Origin of the sequence: Streptococcus oralis subsp. dentisani (assembly GCF_003944205.1) — a bacterium.
GTDB classification, from domain to species: domain Bacteria; phylum Bacillota; class Bacilli; order Lactobacillales; family Streptococcaceae; genus Streptococcus; species Streptococcus oralis_BH.
This window is the reverse complement of the sequence record NZ_RJPH01000002.1, coordinates 207203-224713: the sequence shown is the minus strand read 5'-3', so window position 1 is coordinate 224713 and position 17511 is coordinate 207203. Positions and strand designations below refer to the sequence as shown.

At 43.6% G+C, this 17511-nt stretch carries 11 protein-coding genes and 1 pseudogene; 11 read left to right on the top strand and 1 reads right to left on the bottom strand.

Features of this window, described 5'->3' with window-relative positions; genetic code table 11:
• Positions 1-13 precede the first annotated feature (13 nt).
• Positions 14-1324, top strand: a complete 1311-nt coding sequence (der, locus tag D8805_RS02945) for a ribosome biogenesis GTPase Der (RefSeq protein ID WP_125415372.1) — start codon at positions 14-16, stop codon at positions 1322-1324.
• A gap of 35 nt (positions 1325-1359) precedes the next feature.
• Here der and D8805_RS02940 read toward each other — a convergent pair.
• Positions 1360-2636, bottom strand: a pseudogene (locus tag D8805_RS02940) (ISL3 family transposase).
• A 209-nt stretch (positions 2637-2845) separates the two neighbouring features.
• Between D8805_RS02940 and D8805_RS10220 the strand changes: the two are divergent.
• From D8805_RS10220 to D8805_RS02885, 10 genes are all read left to right on the top strand, one after another.
• Positions 2846-3181, top strand: a complete 336-nt coding sequence (locus D8805_RS10220) for a hypothetical protein (protein ID WP_223326250.1) — start codon at positions 2846-2848, stop codon at positions 3179-3181.
• 18 nt (positions 3182-3199) lie between these two features.
• Positions 3200-3490, top strand: coding sequence for a hypothetical protein (locus D8805_RS02930; protein WP_084945861.1), 291 nt, complete (start codon positions 3200-3202; stop codon positions 3488-3490).
• A gap of 160 nt (positions 3491-3650) precedes the next feature.
• Entirely contained in the window at positions 3651-6164 is a 2514-nt protein-coding gene (gene secA / locus D8805_RS02925; protein ID WP_125415370.1) for a preprotein translocase subunit SecA, read from the top strand.
• A 79-nt stretch (positions 6165-6243) separates the two neighbouring features.
• A complete protein-coding gene (locus D8805_RS02920) occupies positions 6244-7275 on the top strand; it encodes a 3-deoxy-7-phosphoheptulonate synthase (protein ID WP_125415369.1) in 1032 nt (343 codons plus the stop codon).
• 1 nt (position 7276) lies between these two features.
• Positions 7277-8308 (top strand): 3-deoxy-7-phosphoheptulonate synthase, encoded by a 1032-nt coding sequence (locus D8805_RS02915; protein ID WP_125415368.1) that lies wholly within the window; start codon positions 7277-7279, stop codon positions 8306-8308.
• A 44-nt stretch (positions 8309-8352) separates the two neighbouring features.
• On the top strand, positions 8353-8715 hold the full coding sequence (gene acpS, locus D8805_RS02910) for a holo-ACP synthase (protein WP_125415398.1): 363 nt from the start codon (positions 8353-8355) through the stop codon (positions 8713-8715).
• Positions 8705-9808 (top strand): alanine racemase, encoded by a 1104-nt coding sequence (alr, locus tag D8805_RS02905; RefSeq protein ID WP_125415367.1) that lies wholly within the window; start codon positions 8705-8707, stop codon positions 9806-9808. The genes acpS and alr overlap by 11 nt, the downstream gene beginning before the upstream one ends.
• 18 nt (positions 9809-9826) lie before the next feature.
• Positions 9827-11842 carry an ATP-dependent DNA helicase RecG gene (gene recG / locus D8805_RS02900; RefSeq protein WP_125415366.1) on the top strand — a complete coding sequence of 672 codons (2016 nt, stop codon included), beginning with the start codon at positions 9827-9829 and terminating at the stop codon, positions 11840-11842.
• 317 nt (positions 11843-12159) lie between these two features.
• Positions 12160-13143 (top strand): acetylxylan esterase, encoded by a 984-nt coding sequence (locus D8805_RS02890; protein WP_125415365.1) that lies wholly within the window; start codon positions 12160-12162, stop codon positions 13141-13143.
• 329 nt (positions 13144-13472) lie between these two features.
• Complete coding sequence (locus D8805_RS02885; RefSeq protein ID WP_125415397.1) at positions 13473-17444, top strand: SIALI-17 repeat-containing surface protein; 3972 nt, start codon at positions 13473-13475, stop codon at positions 17442-17444.
• Positions 17445-17511 lie beyond the last annotated feature (67 nt).

Sequence of the window (17511 nt, the reverse complement as noted above, 5' to 3'; positions counted from 1 at the left end):
AAAGTGAGAAAACATGGCCTTACCAACTATTGCCATTGTGGGACGTCCCAATGTTGGGAAATCGACCCTATTTAATCGGATCGCTGGTGAGCGAATCTCAATTGTAGAAGATGTTGAGGGTGTGACACGTGACCGTATCTATGCAACGGGTGAGTGGCTCAATCGTTCCTTTAGTATGATTGATACGGGAGGGATTGACGATGTCGATGCTCCCTTCATGGAGCAAATCAAGCACCAAGCAGAAATTGCCATGGAAGAAGCCGATGTCATCGTCTTTGTGGTGTCTGGAAAAGAAGGAATCACAGATGCAGATGAGTATGTAGCTCGCAAACTCTATAAAACCCATAAACCTGTTATCCTTGCCGTTAACAAGGTTGACAATCCTGAGATGCGAAATGACATTTATGATTTCTATGCACTAGGCTTGGGTGAACCGCTGCCAATTTCGTCTGTCCACGGTATCGGGACAGGGGATGTGCTGGATGCCATCGTGGAAAATCTACCACATGAAGTCGAAGAAGAAAATCCAGACGTGATTAAATTTAGCTTGATTGGCCGTCCTAACGTTGGAAAATCAAGTTTGATCAACGCCATTTTGGGAGAAGACCGCGTGATTGCCAGCCCAGTAGCTGGAACAACGCGTGATGCTATTGATACCCATTTTACAGATGCTGATGGACAAGAGTTTATCATGATTGATACAGCTGGTATGCGTAAGTCTGGTAAAGTCTATGAAAATACGGAGAAATACTCTGTCATGCGTGCCATGCGTGCCATTGACCGTTCTGACGTGGTCTTGATGGTCCTCAATGCCGAAGAAGGTATCCGTGAGTACGACAAGCGCATCGCAGGTTTTGCCCACGAAGCAGGTAAAGGGATGATCATCGTGGTCAATAAGTGGGATACTCTTGAAAAAGACAACCATACCATGAAGAAATGGGAAGAGGATATCCGTGAGCAGTTCCAATATCTGCCATATGCACCGATTGTCTTTGTATCCGCTTTGACCAAGCAACGTCTCCATAAACTGCCTGAGATGATCAAGCAAATCAGTGAAAGTCAAAACACCCGTATCCCATCAGCTGTCTTGAACGATGTCATTATGGATGCCATTGCCATCAATCCAACACCGACAGACAAAGGGAAACGCCTCAAGATTTTCTACGCAACCCAAGTGGCAACCAAGCCACCAACCTTTGTCATCTTTGTCAATGAAGAAGAACTCATGCACTTCTCTTACTTGCGTTTCTTGGAAAATCAAATCCGCAAGGCCTTCGTCTTTGAGGGAACACCGATTCACTTGATTGCGAGAAAACGGAAATAAACGACTCTTTGTCAACTGTAGTGGGTTGAAGTCAGCTAAGATCGAGAAAGGACGGATTTCGTCCTTTCTTTTTTGATGTTGAGAGCGATGAAAATTCTTTTATTGAAGTTTTCAAAATTCCGAAAACCAAAGGCATTTCGTTTGATAAGTTTAATGAGATTATTAGTCGCTTCCAATTTTGCGTTGGAATAAGGTAACTGAAGGGCGTTGACGATTTTCTCTTTGTCCTTGAGAGAGGTTTTAAAGACAGTCTGAAAAAGAGGATGAACCAGCTTTAGATTGTTCTCAATAAGTCCGAAGAATTTGTCAGGTTCCTTATTCTGAAAGTGAAAAAGCAAGAGCTGATAGAGCTTATAGTGGTGTTTCAAGTCTTCTGAATAGCTCAAAAGCTTGTCTAGAATTTCTTTATTCGTCAAGTGTATACGAAAAGTAGGGCGATAAAATCGCTTATCGCTGAGTTTACGACTATCTTGTTGAATGAGCTTCTAGTAACGTTTGATAGCCTTATATTCATGAGATTTTCGCTCAAACTGATTCATAATTTGGACCCGCAAACGACTCATAGCACGGCTGAGATGTTGTACAATGTGAAAACGATCTAGAACGATTTTAGCACTGGGAAAAAGCTGTTTAGCTAAGCCATAGTAAGGGCTAAACATATCCATCGTAATGATTTTCACCTGACAACGAACAGCTCGATCGTATCGAAGAAAGTGATTTCTTATGATAGCTTGTGTTCTAGCCTCAAGGACAGTGATGATATTAAGCTTGTCAAAATCTTGCGCAATAAAGCTCATCTTCATCTCCCGATTGAAACAGTCACTCCCCTGACTGTTTCAACATCCCAAGACATAATCTCTGGAAGACGAGAAAAATCATGCTTAAAACGGAAGTCATTAAGCTTACGAATGACAGTTGAAGTTGAAATAGACAGCTGATGAGCAATATCAGTTATAGACGTCTTTTCAATTAACTTTTGAGCAATCTTTTGGTTGATAATACGAGGAATTTGATGATTTTTCTTGACAATAGAAGTCTCAGCGACCATCATTTTCGAACAATGATAGCACTTGAAACGGCGCTTTTTCAGAAGAATTCTAGTAGGCATACCAGTCGTTTCAAGGTAGGGAATCTTAGACGGTTTTTGGAAGTCATATTTCTTCATTTGATTTCCGCAATCAAGACAAGATGGGGCCTCGTAATCCAGTTTAGCGATGATTTCCTTGTGTGTATCTCTATTGACGACATCTAGAATCTGGATATTGGGGTCTTTAATATCGAGTAGTTTTGTGATAAAATGTAATGGTTCCATATGATTCTTTCTAATGATGGTTTGGTCGCTTTTCATTATAGATCTTATGGGACTTTTTTCTACAACAAAATAGACTCCATCATATCTATAGGGGATTGACCCACTACAAATATTATAGAGCCAAATAAACAAGTAAGATCTGGGAAGACATTTCCAGATCTTTTTGATAGAATGAAATCAAAGAAAACGTTATTAAAAAGAGGTGTGTGATGGAGAAATTTTTTATATTATTGCTATTATCACCCTACTTTTATTTTTTTCATTGGATTGAGAAGGCGGACAAAAATAGTAAATATTTCGTGTTTTTCTATTACTTTTACTGGATTTATCTTCCCTTGTGGGCTTTGTTCAGTATCGCTTTTACAATTTTTTCATTCTTAATTTTCAATATTGTCTTGAAAAATCCTGCTGATTTAACAATTTGGGTGATATGGATTCTTTTAGTCTTTTTGTCTCTCGTGAATGACTGGAAAGTCTATGCCTGTCTAAAGAGAATGTTCAAGCTGAAACAAGAGAACAAAACGAGGACATTCATCAATAGCTAAAGTTTAGAGGAGGTTCCGATGTTCAAGATAAAGCAGTTCATTGATCGACACTACAAGACCTACATTCTTACGATTTGCTTGCTATGGCTGCTGGTCTTTTGTCTTCCATGGGATTTGCAAATAGGAGGAGTTTCGATTTATTTCTTCATCATGAAAAAACTCTTTGTCGTCTTTGGTGTATTGGCAATCTTTTTCTCAGTACTGACTAAAAGGATAAGTCTCTTCCTCTTTGGAGTGATCTTTTGTATGGCCTTCTGGATCAATCTCTTCCTGATTTTTGGTATTTTGCCAGCTCTGCTTGGCAATTAAATTTTTGTGTGAAATGTAGTCCATAAAAAGCCAAGAGGCTGACCTAGAAGTCAGCCTCTTTTCCCTGTTTAAACGCGGATTCTTTCTTGAAAATTAAGAGTAAATGTGCTAGAATTAAAAGAACATTCTAAAATATTCAGAATCTAAAGTAAGGAAAATAATGGCTAATATTTTAAAAACGATTATCGAAAATGATAAAGGAGAACTTCGTCGTCTGGAAAAGATGGCAGACAAGGTTCTCAAATATGAAGATCAGATGGCAGCCTTGACGGATGACCAGCTAAAAGCAAAAACAGATGAATTTAAGGAACGTTACAACAAGGGTGAATCGCTGGATTCATTGCTCTATGAGGCTTTTGCGGTAGTACGTGAAGCTGCCAAGCGTGTTCTTGGACTTTTCCCATATAAAGTTCAGGTCATGGGTGGGATTGTCCTCCACCATGGAGATGTGCCAGAAATGCGTACAGGTGAAGGGAAAACCTTGACAGCGACGATGCCTGTATACCTCAACGCTCTAGCAGGTGAAGGGGTTCACGTAGTAACGGTCAACGAGTATCTAACGGAACGTGATGCGACTGAGATGGGTGAATTGTACTCATGGCTTGGTTTGTCAGTAGGAATTAATTTGGCTGCTAAGTCACCAATGGAGAAGAAAGAAGCCTATCTCTGTGATATTACCTACTCAACCAACTCAGAAATTGGTTTCGACTACCTTCGTGACAACATGGTTGTTCGGGCAGAGAACATGGTACAGCGTCCGCTCAACTATGCTTTGGTCGATGAGGTTGACTCTATTTTGATCGACGAAGCTCGTACTCCTTTGATCGTTTCAGGAGCCAATGCTGTGGAAACTAGTCAGCTGTATCATATGGCGGATCACTTTGTCAAATCTTTGGACAAAGATGACTATATCATCGACATTCAGTCTAAGACTATTGGTTTGTCTGATTCAGGGATTGATAAGGCTGAAAGCTACTTCAAACTGGAAAATCTCTACGATATTGAAAATGTGGCTCTTACTCACTTTATCGATAATGCCCTTCGTGCCAACTACATCATGATTCTCGATATTGACTATGTGGTCAGCGAAGAGCAGGAAATCTTGATTGTCGATCAATTTACAGGTCGTACCATGGAAGGTCGCCGTTACTCTGATGGCTTGCATCAGGCGATTGAAGCCAAGGAAGGTGTGCCAATCCAAGACGAAACTAAGACTTCAGCTTCTATTACCTACCAAAACCTCTTCCGTATGTATAAGAAATTGGCAGGTATGACAGGTACTGGTAAAACAGAAGAAGAAGAATTCCGCGAAATTTACAACATTCGTGTCATCCCAATCCCAACCAACCGCCCAATTCAGCGTATTGACCATTCAGACCTTCTCTATGCTAGCCTTGATGCAAAATTCAAGGCCGTGGTTGAAGATGTGAAGGCACGTTATCAAAAGGGTCAGCCGGTCTTGGTAGGTACTGTTGCCGTTGAAACGAGTGATTTCCTTTCTAAGAAATTGGTCGAAGCAGGTGTTCCTCACGAAGTCTTGAATGCGAAAAACCACTACAGAGAAGCTCAAATCATCATGAATGCTGGTCAGCGTGGTGCGATTACCATCGCAACCAATATGGCCGGTCGTGGTACCGACATCAAGCTTGGTGAAGGGGTTCGTGAATTGGGTGGACTTTGCGTCATTGGTACAGAACGTCATGAGAGTCGCCGGATCGATAATCAGCTTCGTGGACGTTCAGGACGTCAAGGAGATCCAGGTGAGTCGCAGTTCTACTTATCTCTTGAAGATGATTTGATGAAACGTTTCGGTTCAGAGCGTTTGAAAGGTATTTTTGAACGACTCAACATGTCTGACGAAGCCATTGAATCCCGTATGTTAACGCGTCAAGTGGAAGCGGCTCAAAAACGTGTTGAGGGGAATAACTACGATACACGTAAACAGGTTCTTCAATACGACGACGTTATGCGTGAACAACGTGAGATTATCTATGCACAACGTTATGATGTCATTACTGCCGACCGTGACTTGGCACCTGAGATTCATGCTATGATCCGCCGTACCATTGGACGAATCGTAGATGCACATGCTCGTTCAAAAGAAGATGAAAAATTGGAAGCAATCTTGAACTTTGCTAAGTACAACCTACTTCCAGAAGATTCAATCAGCCACTCAGATCTTGCAGGTCTGTCAGATCAAGCCATCAAAGATGAGCTGTATCAACGTGCATTGAAGGTTTATGATAGCCAAGTTGCTAAACTTCGTGATGAAGATGCAGTGAAAGAATTCCAGAAGGTCTTGATTCTACGTGTTGTAGACAACAAGTGGACAGACCATATTGATGCTCTTGATCAGTTGCGAAATGCTGTTGGTCTTCGTGGATATGCCCAAAACAACCCGGTTGTAGAATATCAAGCAGAAGGTTTCCGCATGTTTAACGACATGATCGGATCGATTGAATTCGATGTGGCCCGCTTGATGATGAAAGCACAAATCCATGAACAGGAACGTCCTCAAACGGAACACAATATCAGTACAACTGCGACTCGTAATATCGCAGCGCAGCAGACTCAGCTTCCAAAAGATGTGGACTTGAGCCAAATCGGACGAAACGACCAATGTCCATGTGGATCAGGTAAGAAATTCAAGAACTGTCATGGTAAGAGACAATAATATGAGATAAGATACAGGCGGATACCTGGTGAAAATACATTTTTACTTGGTGTCCGTTTGCTTTATAAGGAGATGAATCATGGTATTTACAGCTAAAAGTCCTAAAATTAACATTGAAGAAGTTCGCGCATTGTCTAAATTAGAGGGAATGGCTCTTGCGAGAAAAAACCGACGTGATCAGGAATTGGAAGCCATCATCCGTGGGGAAGACCAGCGTATTCTCTTGGTCATTGGACCATGTTCATCTGATAATGAAGAGGCGGTTCTCGAGTATGCCAAGCGTCTATCTGCTTTGCAAGAAGAGGTCAAAGACCGTATTTTTATGGTCATGCGTGTCTATACAGCTAAACCTCGTACCAATGGAGATGGCTATAAGGGCTTGATTCATCAACCGAATGCGACAGAAGCACCTAGCTTGATCAATGGGATCAAGGCTGTTCGTCAGCTCCACTATCGTGTGATTACCGAGACGGGAATGACAACAGCGGATGAGATGCTTTATCCTGAAAATCTTCCGCTGGTAGATGATTTGATTTCTTATATGGCTGTTGGAGCTCGTTCTGTAGAGGATCAACAGCACCGTTTTGTAGCGAGCGGAGCAGATTTCTCAACAGGATTTAAAAATCCAACATCTGGAAATCTCAATGTTATGTTTAATGGGATTTACGCAGCGCAAAACAAGCAGAGTTTCCTCTTCCTCGGTAAAGAGGTGGAAACAACGGGGAATCCATTGTCCCACGCCATTCTTCGCGGTGCCTTGAATGAATATGGGAAAAATATTCCTAACTACTACTATGACAATTTGATAGATACCATTGCCCAGTATGAAAAGATGGGCTTGGAAAATCCCTTTATCATCATCGATACCAATCATGACAATTCAGGCAAGCAGTACATGGAGCAAATCCGTATCGTTCGTCAGACCTTGATTAACCGTGACTGGAATGAGAAAATCAAGAAATATGTTCGTGGTTTTATGATTGAGTCCTATCTAGAAGATGGACGTCAAAATGAGCCAGAAGTTTTTGGTAAGTCCATTACAGATCCATGTCTAGGATGGGACAACACAGAAGCACTTGTTCGCGAAATCTACCAAACACTAGGAGAATAAGATGGCATTTATCGAAAAAGGTCAAGAAATTGATATTGAAGCAATCAAGGCTGCGACCCAGTTGTCACCTGAAGCCTTGCGAAAGAAAGAAGCCCGCGATAGAGAGCTGGCAGCCATCATCTCAGGTGAGGATGACCGAATCCTTTTGGTGATGGGGCCTTGCTCTTCTGACAATGAAGAAGCAGTGCTTGAATATGCTCGTCTCTTAGCAGACTTGCAGAAAAAAGTTGCGGATAAAATCTTTATCGTGATGCGTGTCTATACGGCTAAACCTCGTACCAATGGAGATGGCTATAAGGGCATGATTCATCAACCAAATACCAGCGAAGCGCCTAGTCTCATCAATGGTTTGCAGGCTGTTCGTCAGCTCCACTACCGTGTGATTACCGAAACGGGCTTGACGACAGCTGATGAGATGCTTTATCCGTCAAATCTCATTTTGGTTGATGATCTGGTCAGCTACCATGCTGTAGGAGCTCGTTCAGTAGAAGATCAGGAACACCGCTTTGTAGCCTCTGGGATTGATGCTCCAGTTGGGATGAAAAATCCGACATCTGGTAACCTTGGAGTCATGTTTAATGCTATCTATGCAGCTCAAAACAAGCAAACCTTCCTTTACCATGGTCAAGAAGTAGAAACTTCAGGAAATCCTTTGGCCCACGTTATCCTTCGTGGCGCTATGAACGAATATGGTAAAAATGAACCCAATTTCTACTATGAAACTCTCTTGAATGCAATCAATCGCTATGAGAACATGGGACTTGAAAATCCCTTCATTATCATCGATACCAATCATGACAATTCTGGCAAGCAGTATATGGAACAAATTCGCATTGTTCGTCAAGCCTTGCTGAATCGTGACTGGAATGAAAAGATTAAAAAGACGGTTCGAGGCTTTATGATCGAATCTTACCTAGCAGACGGTCGCCAAAATCAACCAGAGGTCTTTGGTTGCTCCATAACTGACCCTTGTCTAGGTTGGGAAAATACAGTAGCTTTGGTAGAAGAAATTTATACTACCTTAACAAAATGAGTGAAAAGGATGGAGTTGGGGGAATCTCAGCTCCTTTTATGAGTATGATAGTTGGACACGGAATTGACATCGAAGAATTGGCTTCGATAGAAAACGCAGTTACACGACGTGAAGGCTTTGCTAAGCGGGTGCTGACAACTAAGGAAATGGAGCGCTTTACCAGTCTCAAAGGGCGCAGACAGATCGAATACTTGGCAGGACGCTGGTCGGCTAAGGAGGCCTTTTCCAAGGCTTTGGGAACTGGTATTGGCAAACTGACCTTTCAGGATTTGGAAGTTTTGAACAATGAACGAGGTGCGCCTTATTTTAGTCAGGCGCCATTTTCAGGAAAAATTTGGCTGTCTATCAGCCATACAGATCAGTTTGTGACAGCTAGTGTCATTTTGGAGGAAAATCATGAAAGCTAGTCCACATAGACCGACCAAGGCTCTGATTCATCTGGGAGCTATTCGACAAAATATTCAGCAAATGGGGACTCATATCCCTGAAGGAACGCTCAAGTGGGCAGTGGTCAAGGCCAATGCCTACGGACATGGGGCAGTAGCTGTTGCCACAGCTATCCAAGACGATGTCGACGGCTTTTGCGTTTCTAATATTGATGAAGCTATTGAGTTGCGTCAAGCAGGTATAAACAAGAAAATCCTCATCTTAGGAGTTTCTGAGCTAGAAGCTGTTTCCCTAGCTAAAGAATACGACATCACCTTGACGGTGGCTGGACTGGAGTGGATTCAAGCGCTGTTAGACAAGGAAGCAGATTTAACTGGCTTGACTGTTCACCTCAAGATTGATTCAGGAATGGGACGAATTGGTTTTAGAGATGTCAGTGAAGCTGATCTGGCTCAAGACTTGCTCCAACAACATGGCGCTCGCGTTGAGGGGATTTTTACCCACTTTGCTACTGCAGATGAAGAATCAGATGCCTATTTTAATACCCAGTTAGAACGATTTAAAACTATTTTGACGAGTATGAAGGATGTTCCAGAGTTGGTTCATGCCAGCAACTCGGCAACGACCCTCTGGCATGCAGAGACTATTTTCAATGCCGTCCGTATGGGAGATGCCATGTATGGTCTCAATCCTAGCGGAGATGTCTTAGACTTACCTTATGCCTTGACACCAGCCTTGAGTTTGGAGTCTGCTCTAGTTCATGTCAAGACAGTTCCAGCTGGAGCTTGCATGGGCTATGGAGCCACCTATCAGGCGGATAACGAGCAAGTCATTGCGACGGTGCCAATCGGCTATGCGGATGGTTGGACACGAGATATGCAGAATTTCTCCGTTTTAGTAGATGGGCAAGCTTGCCAAATCGTCGGGCGGGTTTCTATGGATCAAATCACTATTCGTCTGCCTAAGGTTTACCCGCTAGGAACAAAAGTAACCCTGATCGGCACAAACGGTGACAAGGAAATCACAGCAACTCAGGTAGCGACCTACCGTGGAACCATTAACTATGAGGTGGTTTGCCTCCTCAGCGACCGCATTCCGAGAGAATATTATTAAAAAAGAAAGGAGTGGAGCATGAATCTACATCAACCCTTGCATGTCTTGCCTGGTGTGGGACCAAAGTCAGCCGAGAAATACGCCAAACTAGGAATTGAAAACTTGCAAGACCTCTTGCTCTACTTTCCTTTCCGTTACGAAGACTTCAAGACCAAGCAGGTATTGGAATTGGAAGATGGGGAGAAGGCGGTTCTGTCTGGTCAGGTAGTCACTCCTGCCAGTGTCCAGTATTATGGCTTTAAGCGCAATCGCCTGCGTTTTAGCCTCAAGCAGGGAGAAGTCGTTTTTGCGGTGAATTTCTTTAACCAACCCTACCTAGCTGATAAGATAGAGTTGGGAGCAACCCTTGCTGTCTTTGGAAAATGGGACCGTGCCAAGGCCAGTCTGACAGGGATGAAGGTCCTGGCTCAGGTGGAAGATGACCTCCAGCCTGTCTATCGTCTGGCTCAGGGAATCAGTCAGGCCAGCCTGGTCAAGGTCATCAAGACGGCCTTTGATCAGGGGCTGGACCTCTTGATTGAGGAAAATCTTCCCCAGTCTTTGCTGGATAAATACAAACTCATGTCCCGCTGTCAGGCAGTTCGTGCTATGCATTTTCCTAAGGATTTGGCAGAATACAAGCAGGCCCTTCGCCGCATCAAGTTTGAGGAACTCTTTTACTTTCAAATGCAGTTACAGACGCTCAAGTCTGAAAATAGAGTTCAGGGAAGCGGTCTGGTTCTGAATTGGTCTAAGGAAAAGGTGACAGCTGCTAAAGAAAATCTGCCTTTTTCTCTGACCCCAGCTCAGGAAAAGAGTTTGCGGGAAATATTGGCCGACATGAAGTCGGACCACCACATGAATCGTCTCCTGCAAGGAGATGTAGGGAGCGGAAAGACAGTGGTTGCTGGTTTGACCATGTTTGCGGCGGTGACAGCTGGCTATCAGACAGCCCTCATGGTGCCAACAGAGATTCTAGCAGAGCAACACTTTGAGAGTCTACAGAACCTTTTTCCAGACTTAAAACTCGCTCTCTTGACAGGTTCCTTGAAAGCTGCAGAGAAGAGAGAAGTCTTGGAGACTATTGCCAAGGGTGAGGCTGATTTGATTATCGGAACCCATGCTCTGATTCAAGATGGGGTGGATTATGCTCGCCTTGGTTTGATTATCATCGATGAGCAGCACCGTTTTGGTGTGGGGCAAAGGCGTATTTTACGGGAAAAAGGCGACAATCCAGATGTCCTCATGATGACGGCGACACCAATTCCACGGACGCTTGCTATCACAGCCTTTGGTGATATGGATGTTTCCATTATTGACCAGATGCCAGCAGGGCGGAAGCCTATTGTGACTCGCTGGATTAAGCATGAACAGCTGCCTCAGGTCTTGACTTGGTTAGAGGGAGAAGTTCAAAAAGGTTCTCAAGCCTATGTCATCTCTCCCTTGATTGAAGAATCTGAAGCTCTGGATCTGAAAAATGCCATTGCCTTATCTGAGGAGTTGGCAGCTCATTTTGCCGGCAAGGCTGAAGTAGCTCTTTTACATGGTAAGATGAAGAGTGACGAAAAAGACCAGATCATGCAGGATTTTAAAGAGAGAAAAACGGATATTCTGGTTTCGACGACGGTTATCGAGGTTGGGGTTAATGTTCCCAATGCGACCGTCATGATTATCATGGATGCCGATCGCTTCGGTCTCAGTCAGCTTCACCAGCTCAGAGGTCGTGTTGGTCGGGGGGACAAGCAGTCCTATGCTGTTCTCGTTGCCAATCCCAAGACGGATTCTGGGAAAGACCGCATGCGCATCATGACAGAAACCACCAATGGATTTGTCTTGGCCGAAGAAGATTTGAAAATGCGTGGTTCTGGTGAAATTTTTGGAACCAGACAGTCAGGACTCCCAGAGTTTCAAGTGGCTGATATTATCGAAGATTTTCCGATTTTAGAAGAAGCCAGAAAGGTTGCCAGCTACATTAGTTCTATAGAAGGTTGGCGAGAGGACCCAGAATGGCGTATGATCGCTCTTCACCTAGAGAAGAGAGAACATCTGGATTAAGCCTTTTCTAAGAAATCTATAAGCTAGCTTTTAGGTTTGGGTCTTATACTAGAGTCATCAAAAAGAAACGAGGACTTTCTCATGACTATTAAAGTAACCTACCAAAAGAAATTCCAAACTGTCAAACAAGAGAAAGGAGCTAGCACCTATTGATACACAAAGAGCGGAAACGCTCTTTTTATTTTTAAAACTACTTTCAGACGATAGGTTTGAGGAAAGAGAATCTAAAATCACTTTCTATTTAGCATTCTTTCTTGCATTGCTTTCCTAGATATGCTACAGTTGTGATAACGATTACAAAACTAAAGGAGCATGCTATGAAAAATCCAGCTTTGTTAGAAGAAATTAAGACTTATAAAGGACGGGATGAGGTTCCAGAAGACTTTGATGCTTTCTGGGATGAGGAATTAAAAAAAGTTTCCACTCTTCCAGCCTACCAGTTGGAGGAAAGAGATTTCCACATTCCCCGAGTCAAGTGCTTTGAGCTCACTTTTGAGGGAAGGAATGAAGGCAAGGTCTATGCACGCGTCGTCCTTCCAAAGACTGAGGGGAAAGTTCCCCTAATTTTCCATTTCCATGGCTATATGGGACGTGGCTGGGATTGGGCTGACATGCTGGCCTATACTGTGGCTGGTTACGGTGTTGTTTCCATGGATGTGCGGGGCCAGTCGGGCTATTCGCAAGACGGCTTGCGTTCTCCACTAGGAAATACTGTGAAGGGGCATATCATCCGTGGTGCTGTGGAAGGTCGGGACCACCTCTTTTATAAGGATGTCTATCTGGATATTTACCAGTTGGTTGAAATTGTTGCCAGTCTGCCTCAGGTAGATGAGGAAAGACTTTCTAGCTATGGTGCTTCACAAGGAGGGGCTTTAGCTCTGGTTGCAGCAGCGCTCAATCCTCGAATTCAGAAAACAGTTGCCATCTATCCTTTCTTGTCAGACTTTAGACGGGTGCTTGAGATTGGTAATACCAGTGAAGCCTATGATGAACTCTTCCGTTATTTTAAGTTTCACGATCCCTTCCATGAAACAGAGGAGGAAATCATGGCGACCCTTGCCTATATCGATGTGAAAAATCTTGCCCATCGTATCAAGGGTGAGGTCAAGATGATTACGGGCTTGGATGATGACGTCTGCTATCCTATTACCCAGTTTGCGATTTACAATCGTCTGACTTGCGACAAGACCTATCGCATCATGCCAGAGTATGCTCACGAAGCCATGAATGTTTTTGTCAATGACCAAGTCTACAACTGGCTCTGTGGCAGTGAGATTCCTTTTTCCTATGTAAAAAAATAAGTTTAAGAGAGCCTTGAGCTCCCTTTTTGTTTTCCAAAATCGAAAAGTACTTTCAGGAAATTTGAAATATTAAAATAGTTTTAAAAGTAGAATCTATTCTATATCATTTAGCTATAAAGTTCAGAGTTTATTGTATAATAAGGGAAAGACATTGTGCGAAAGGAGGAAACTTTCCGCTGTTTGGTCAGAGAGTAAGAGCAGTGGACGTTTGAAGAATGGGAGGTCTCATTCAGTCGGTTACTTTCTTTTTACTTGTTTAGTTGGAGGAACTAAAAATTTTAAGAAAAAAAGAAAGCGCTTTATTTACGGAGAATATGAAAGGTAAAAATATGAAGTATAGGGATTTTGATCGGAAACAGCGATACGGCATTCGAAAATTTGCAGTTGGGGCGGCATCTGTAGTGATTGGTACAGTGGTATTTGGAGCAAATCCAGTCTTAGCTCAAGAGCAAGCCAATGCAGCAGGGGCCAATACAGAAACTGTCGAACCTGGTCAAGGTTTATCAGAATTGCCAAAAGAAGCGTCCTCGGGAGATCTTGCTCATTTGGATAAGGATTTGGCTGGTAAATTGGCAGCAGCTCAAGACAACGGCGTTGAGGTGGACCAAGAACACTTGAAAAAAAATGAGAGTGCAGAATCAGAAACTCCATCCTCTACGGAAACCCCTGCAGAAGAAGCAAATAAGGAAGAGGAATCAGAGGATCAGGGTGCTATTCCTCGTGACTATTACTCAAGAGATTTAAAAAATGCCAATCCTGTCCTTGAAAAAGAAGATGTTGAAACCAATGTGGCAAATGGTCAGAGAGTTGATTTATCAAGTGAACTAGATAAACTAAAGCAACTAAAAAATGCTACAGTTCACATGGAGTTCAAACCAGATGCATCAGCTCCACGCTTTTACAATCTCTTCTCTGTATCCAGTGACACCAAGGAAAATGAGTACTTTACTATGTCGGTCCTTGATAATACAGCTCTTATTGAAGGGCGTGGCGCTAACGGAGAGCAGTTCTATGATAAGTATACAGATGCTCCTTTGAAAGTTCGCCCAGGACAATGGAATTCCGTGACCTTTACTGTCGAACAACCGACAGCGGAGTTACCTCATGGTCGAGTTCGTCTCTATGTGAACGGTGTCTTATCTCGAACAAGTCTCAAATCTGGTAACTTTATCAAAGATATGCCAGATGTTAATCAAGCTCAACTTGGAGCAACCAAACGGGGCAAGAAAACAGCTTGGGCATCAAACCTACAAGTTCGAAACCTAACTGTTTACGATCGTGCTTTAAGCCCAGATGAAGTTCAAACACGGAGTCAATTATTTGAAAGAGGTGAATTGGAACAGAAACTTCCTGAGGGAGCAAAAGTTACTGAGAAAGAAGACGTCTTTGAAGGTGGTAGGAACAATCAACCAAATAAAGATGGTATCAAGAGTTATCGTATCCCAGCTCTTCTCAAGACTGATAAAGGAACGCTGATTGCTGGAACGGATGAAAGACGTTTGCACCATTCTGACTGGGGAGATATTGGGATGGTTGTTCGTCGTAGCTCAGATAATGGAAAAACATGGGGAGACCGAATCGTAATCTCAAATCCTCGTGACAATGAGCACGCTAAACATGCAGATTGGCCATCTCCAGTCAATATTGATATGGCCTTGGTACAAGACCCTGAAACAAAGAGAATTTTTGCCATTTATGACATGTTCCTTGAGAGTAAGGCAGTATTTTCATTGCCGGGGCAAGCTCCGAAAGCTTATGAACAAGTGGGAGATAAAGTTTATCAAGTTTTATATAAGCAAGGAGAATCAGGTCGCTATACGATTCGAGAAAACGGAGAGGTTTTCGACCCTCAAAACAGAAAGACAGATTATCGTGTTGTCGTTGACCCTAAAAAACCAGCCTACAGCGATAAGGGAGATTTGTATAAAGGGAATGAGCTAATCGGGAATATTTATTTTGAGTATAGCGAGAAGAATATTTTTAGAGTTTCCAATACCAACTACCTATGGATGTCCTACAGTGATGACGATGGGAAGACTTGGTCTGCACCAAAAGATATTACACATGGGATTCGGAAAGATTGGATGCACTTCCTAGGAACTGGACCTGGTACTGGGATTGCCTTGCGTACAGGACCTCATAAGGGAAGACTGGTGATTCCAGTTTATACAACAAACAACGTTTCCTACCTAAGTGGTTCTCAATCATCTCGTGTAATTTATTCAGATGATCATGGAGAAACATGGCAAGCAGGGGAAGCAGTTAATGATAACCGTCCAGTAGGCAACCAAACCATTCACTCTTCAACTATGAATAATCCAGGCGCTCAAAATACGGAGTCAACTGTTGTTCAGTTGAATAATGGGGATCTCAAGCTCTTTATGCGTGGGTTGACTGGCGATCTTCAGGTTGCGACCAGTCATGATGGGGGAGCAACGTGGGATAAGGAAATCAAACGTTATCCTCAAGTAAAGGACGTTTATGTTCAAATGTCCGCTATTCACACCATGCATGAAGGAAAGGAATACATTCTACTCAGCAATGCTGGTGGTCCTGGACGCAACAATGGTTTAGTTCATCTGGCTCGTGTTGAGGAGAATGGTGAGTTGACATGGCTTAAACACAATCCTATACAAAGTGGTAAGTTTGCTTACAACTCACTCCAAGATCTCGGAAATGGCGAATATGGTTTGCTTTATGAGCATGCGGATGGCAATCAAAACGATTATACTTTATCCTATAAGAAATTCAACTGGGATTTCTTGACCAAGGATTGGATTTCTCCTAAAGAAGCAAAAGTGAAATACGCGATTGAAAAATGGCCAGGCATTCTTGCGATGGAGTTTGATTCGGAAGTATTGGTCAACAAGGCTCCAACCCTTCAATTGGCAAATGGTAAAACAGCACGCTTCATGACCCAGTATGACACAAAAACCCTCCTATTTACAGTGGATTCAGAGGATATGGGACAAAAAGTTACAGGTCTGGCAGAAGGTGCAATTGAAAGTATGCATAATTTACCAGTCTCTGTGGCAGGGGCTAAACTTTCAAATGGAATGAACGGAAGTGAAGCTGCTGTTCATGAAGTGCCGGAGTACACAGGCCCATTAGGGACATCCGGCGAAGAGCCAGCACCGACAGTAGAGAAGCCTGAATACACAGGCCCACTAGGGACAGCGGGTGAAGAGCCAGCACCGACAGTCGAGAAGCCGGAGTACACAGGCCCATTAGGGCCATCCGGCGAAGAGCCAGCACCGACAGTCGAGAAGCCAGAGTACACAGGCCCATTAGGGACAGCGGGTGAAGAGCCAGCACCGACAGTAGAGAAGCCGGAGTACACAGGCCCATTAGGGACATCCGGCGAAGAGCCAGCACCGACAGTAGATAAGCCAGAGTACACAGGCCCATTCGGGCCATCCGGCGAAGAGCCAGTACCGACAGTAGATAAGCCTGAATACACAGGCCCATTCGGGACAGCAGGTGAAGAACCAGCTCCGACAGTCGAGAAGTCAGAATACACAGGCGGAGTTAATGCTGTTGAGGCCGCAGTCCATAAACTTCCAGAATATATAGGTTCATTAGGCACAGCGGGTGAAGAGGCAGCTCCGACAGTCGAGAAGCCAGAATATACAGGCCCACTAGGGACAGCGGGTGAGGAACCAGCACCAACAGTTGAAAAACCAGAATTTACAGGCGGGGTTAATGCTGTTGAAGCCGCAGCCCATGAAGTACCAGAGTACACAGGCCCACTAGGGACAGCGGGTGAGGAACCAGCACCAACAGTTGAAAAACCAGAATTTACAGGCGGGGTTAATGCTGTTGAAGCCGCAGCCCATGAAGTACCAGAGTACACAGGCCCACTAGGGACAGCGGGTGAGGAACCAGCACCAACAGTTGAAAAACCAGAATTTACGGGCGGAGTTAATGCTGTTGAGGCCGCAGTTCATGAAGTCCCAGAGTATACAGACCCATTAGGCACAGCGGGTGAAGAGGCCGCTCCGACAGTTGAAAAGCCAGAATTTACAGGCGGGCTTAATGCTGTTGAAGCCGCAGTCCATGAAGTACCAGAGTACAAAGGTGGTGTGAATGGCGCTGAGGCAGCTGTGCATGAAATCGCAGAATACAAGGAAATTGATTCACTTGTAACTCTTACTAAAAAAGAAGATTATACTTACAAAGCTCCTCTTGCTCAGCAGAAACTTCCTGATACAGGGAACAAGGAGAGTGGCTTCCTAGCTTCACTAGGATTAACAGCTTTCTTCCTTGGCTTGTTTGCAATGGGGAAAAAGAGAGAAAAGTAAGAGAATAATTTTAATCATTTGGCTTTGTAAAAATAGAAGGAGATAGCAGGTTTTTCAGTCTGCTATC

Bases quoted from the DNA above. Each gene is read 5' to 3' on its own strand.
- D8805_RS02885 (WP_125415397.1), top strand. From the start codon at position 13,473: ATGAAGTATAGGGATTTTGATCGGAAACAGCGATACGGCATTCGAAAA.
- D8805_RS02930 (WP_084945861.1), top strand. From the start codon at position 3,200: ATGTTCAAGATAAAGCAGTTCATTGATCGACACTACAAGACCTACATT.
- alr (WP_125415367.1), top strand. From the start codon at position 8,705: ATGAAAGCTAGTCCACATAGACCGACCAAGGCTCTGATTCATCTGGGA.
- recG (WP_125415366.1), top strand. From the start codon at position 9,827: ATGAATCTACATCAACCCTTGCATGTCTTGCCTGGTGTGGGACCAAAG.
- secA (WP_125415370.1), top strand. From the start codon at position 3,651: ATGGCTAATATTTTAAAAACGATTATCGAAAATGATAAAGGAGAACTT.
- acpS (WP_125415398.1), top strand. From the start codon at position 8,353: ATGATAGTTGGACACGGAATTGACATCGAAGAATTGGCTTCGATAGAA.
- D8805_RS02920 (WP_125415369.1), top strand. From the start codon at position 6,244: ATGGTATTTACAGCTAAAAGTCCTAAAATTAACATTGAAGAAGTTCGC.
- D8805_RS02915 (WP_125415368.1), top strand. From the start codon at position 7,277: ATGGCATTTATCGAAAAAGGTCAAGAAATTGATATTGAAGCAATCAAG.
- D8805_RS10220 (WP_223326250.1), top strand. From the start codon at position 2,846: ATGGAGAAATTTTTTATATTATTGCTATTATCACCCTACTTTTATTTT.
- D8805_RS02890 (WP_125415365.1), top strand. From the start codon at position 12,160: ATGAAAAATCCAGCTTTGTTAGAAGAAATTAAGACTTATAAAGGACGG.
- der (WP_125415372.1), top strand. From the start codon at position 14: ATGGCCTTACCAACTATTGCCATTGTGGGACGTCCCAATGTTGGGAAA.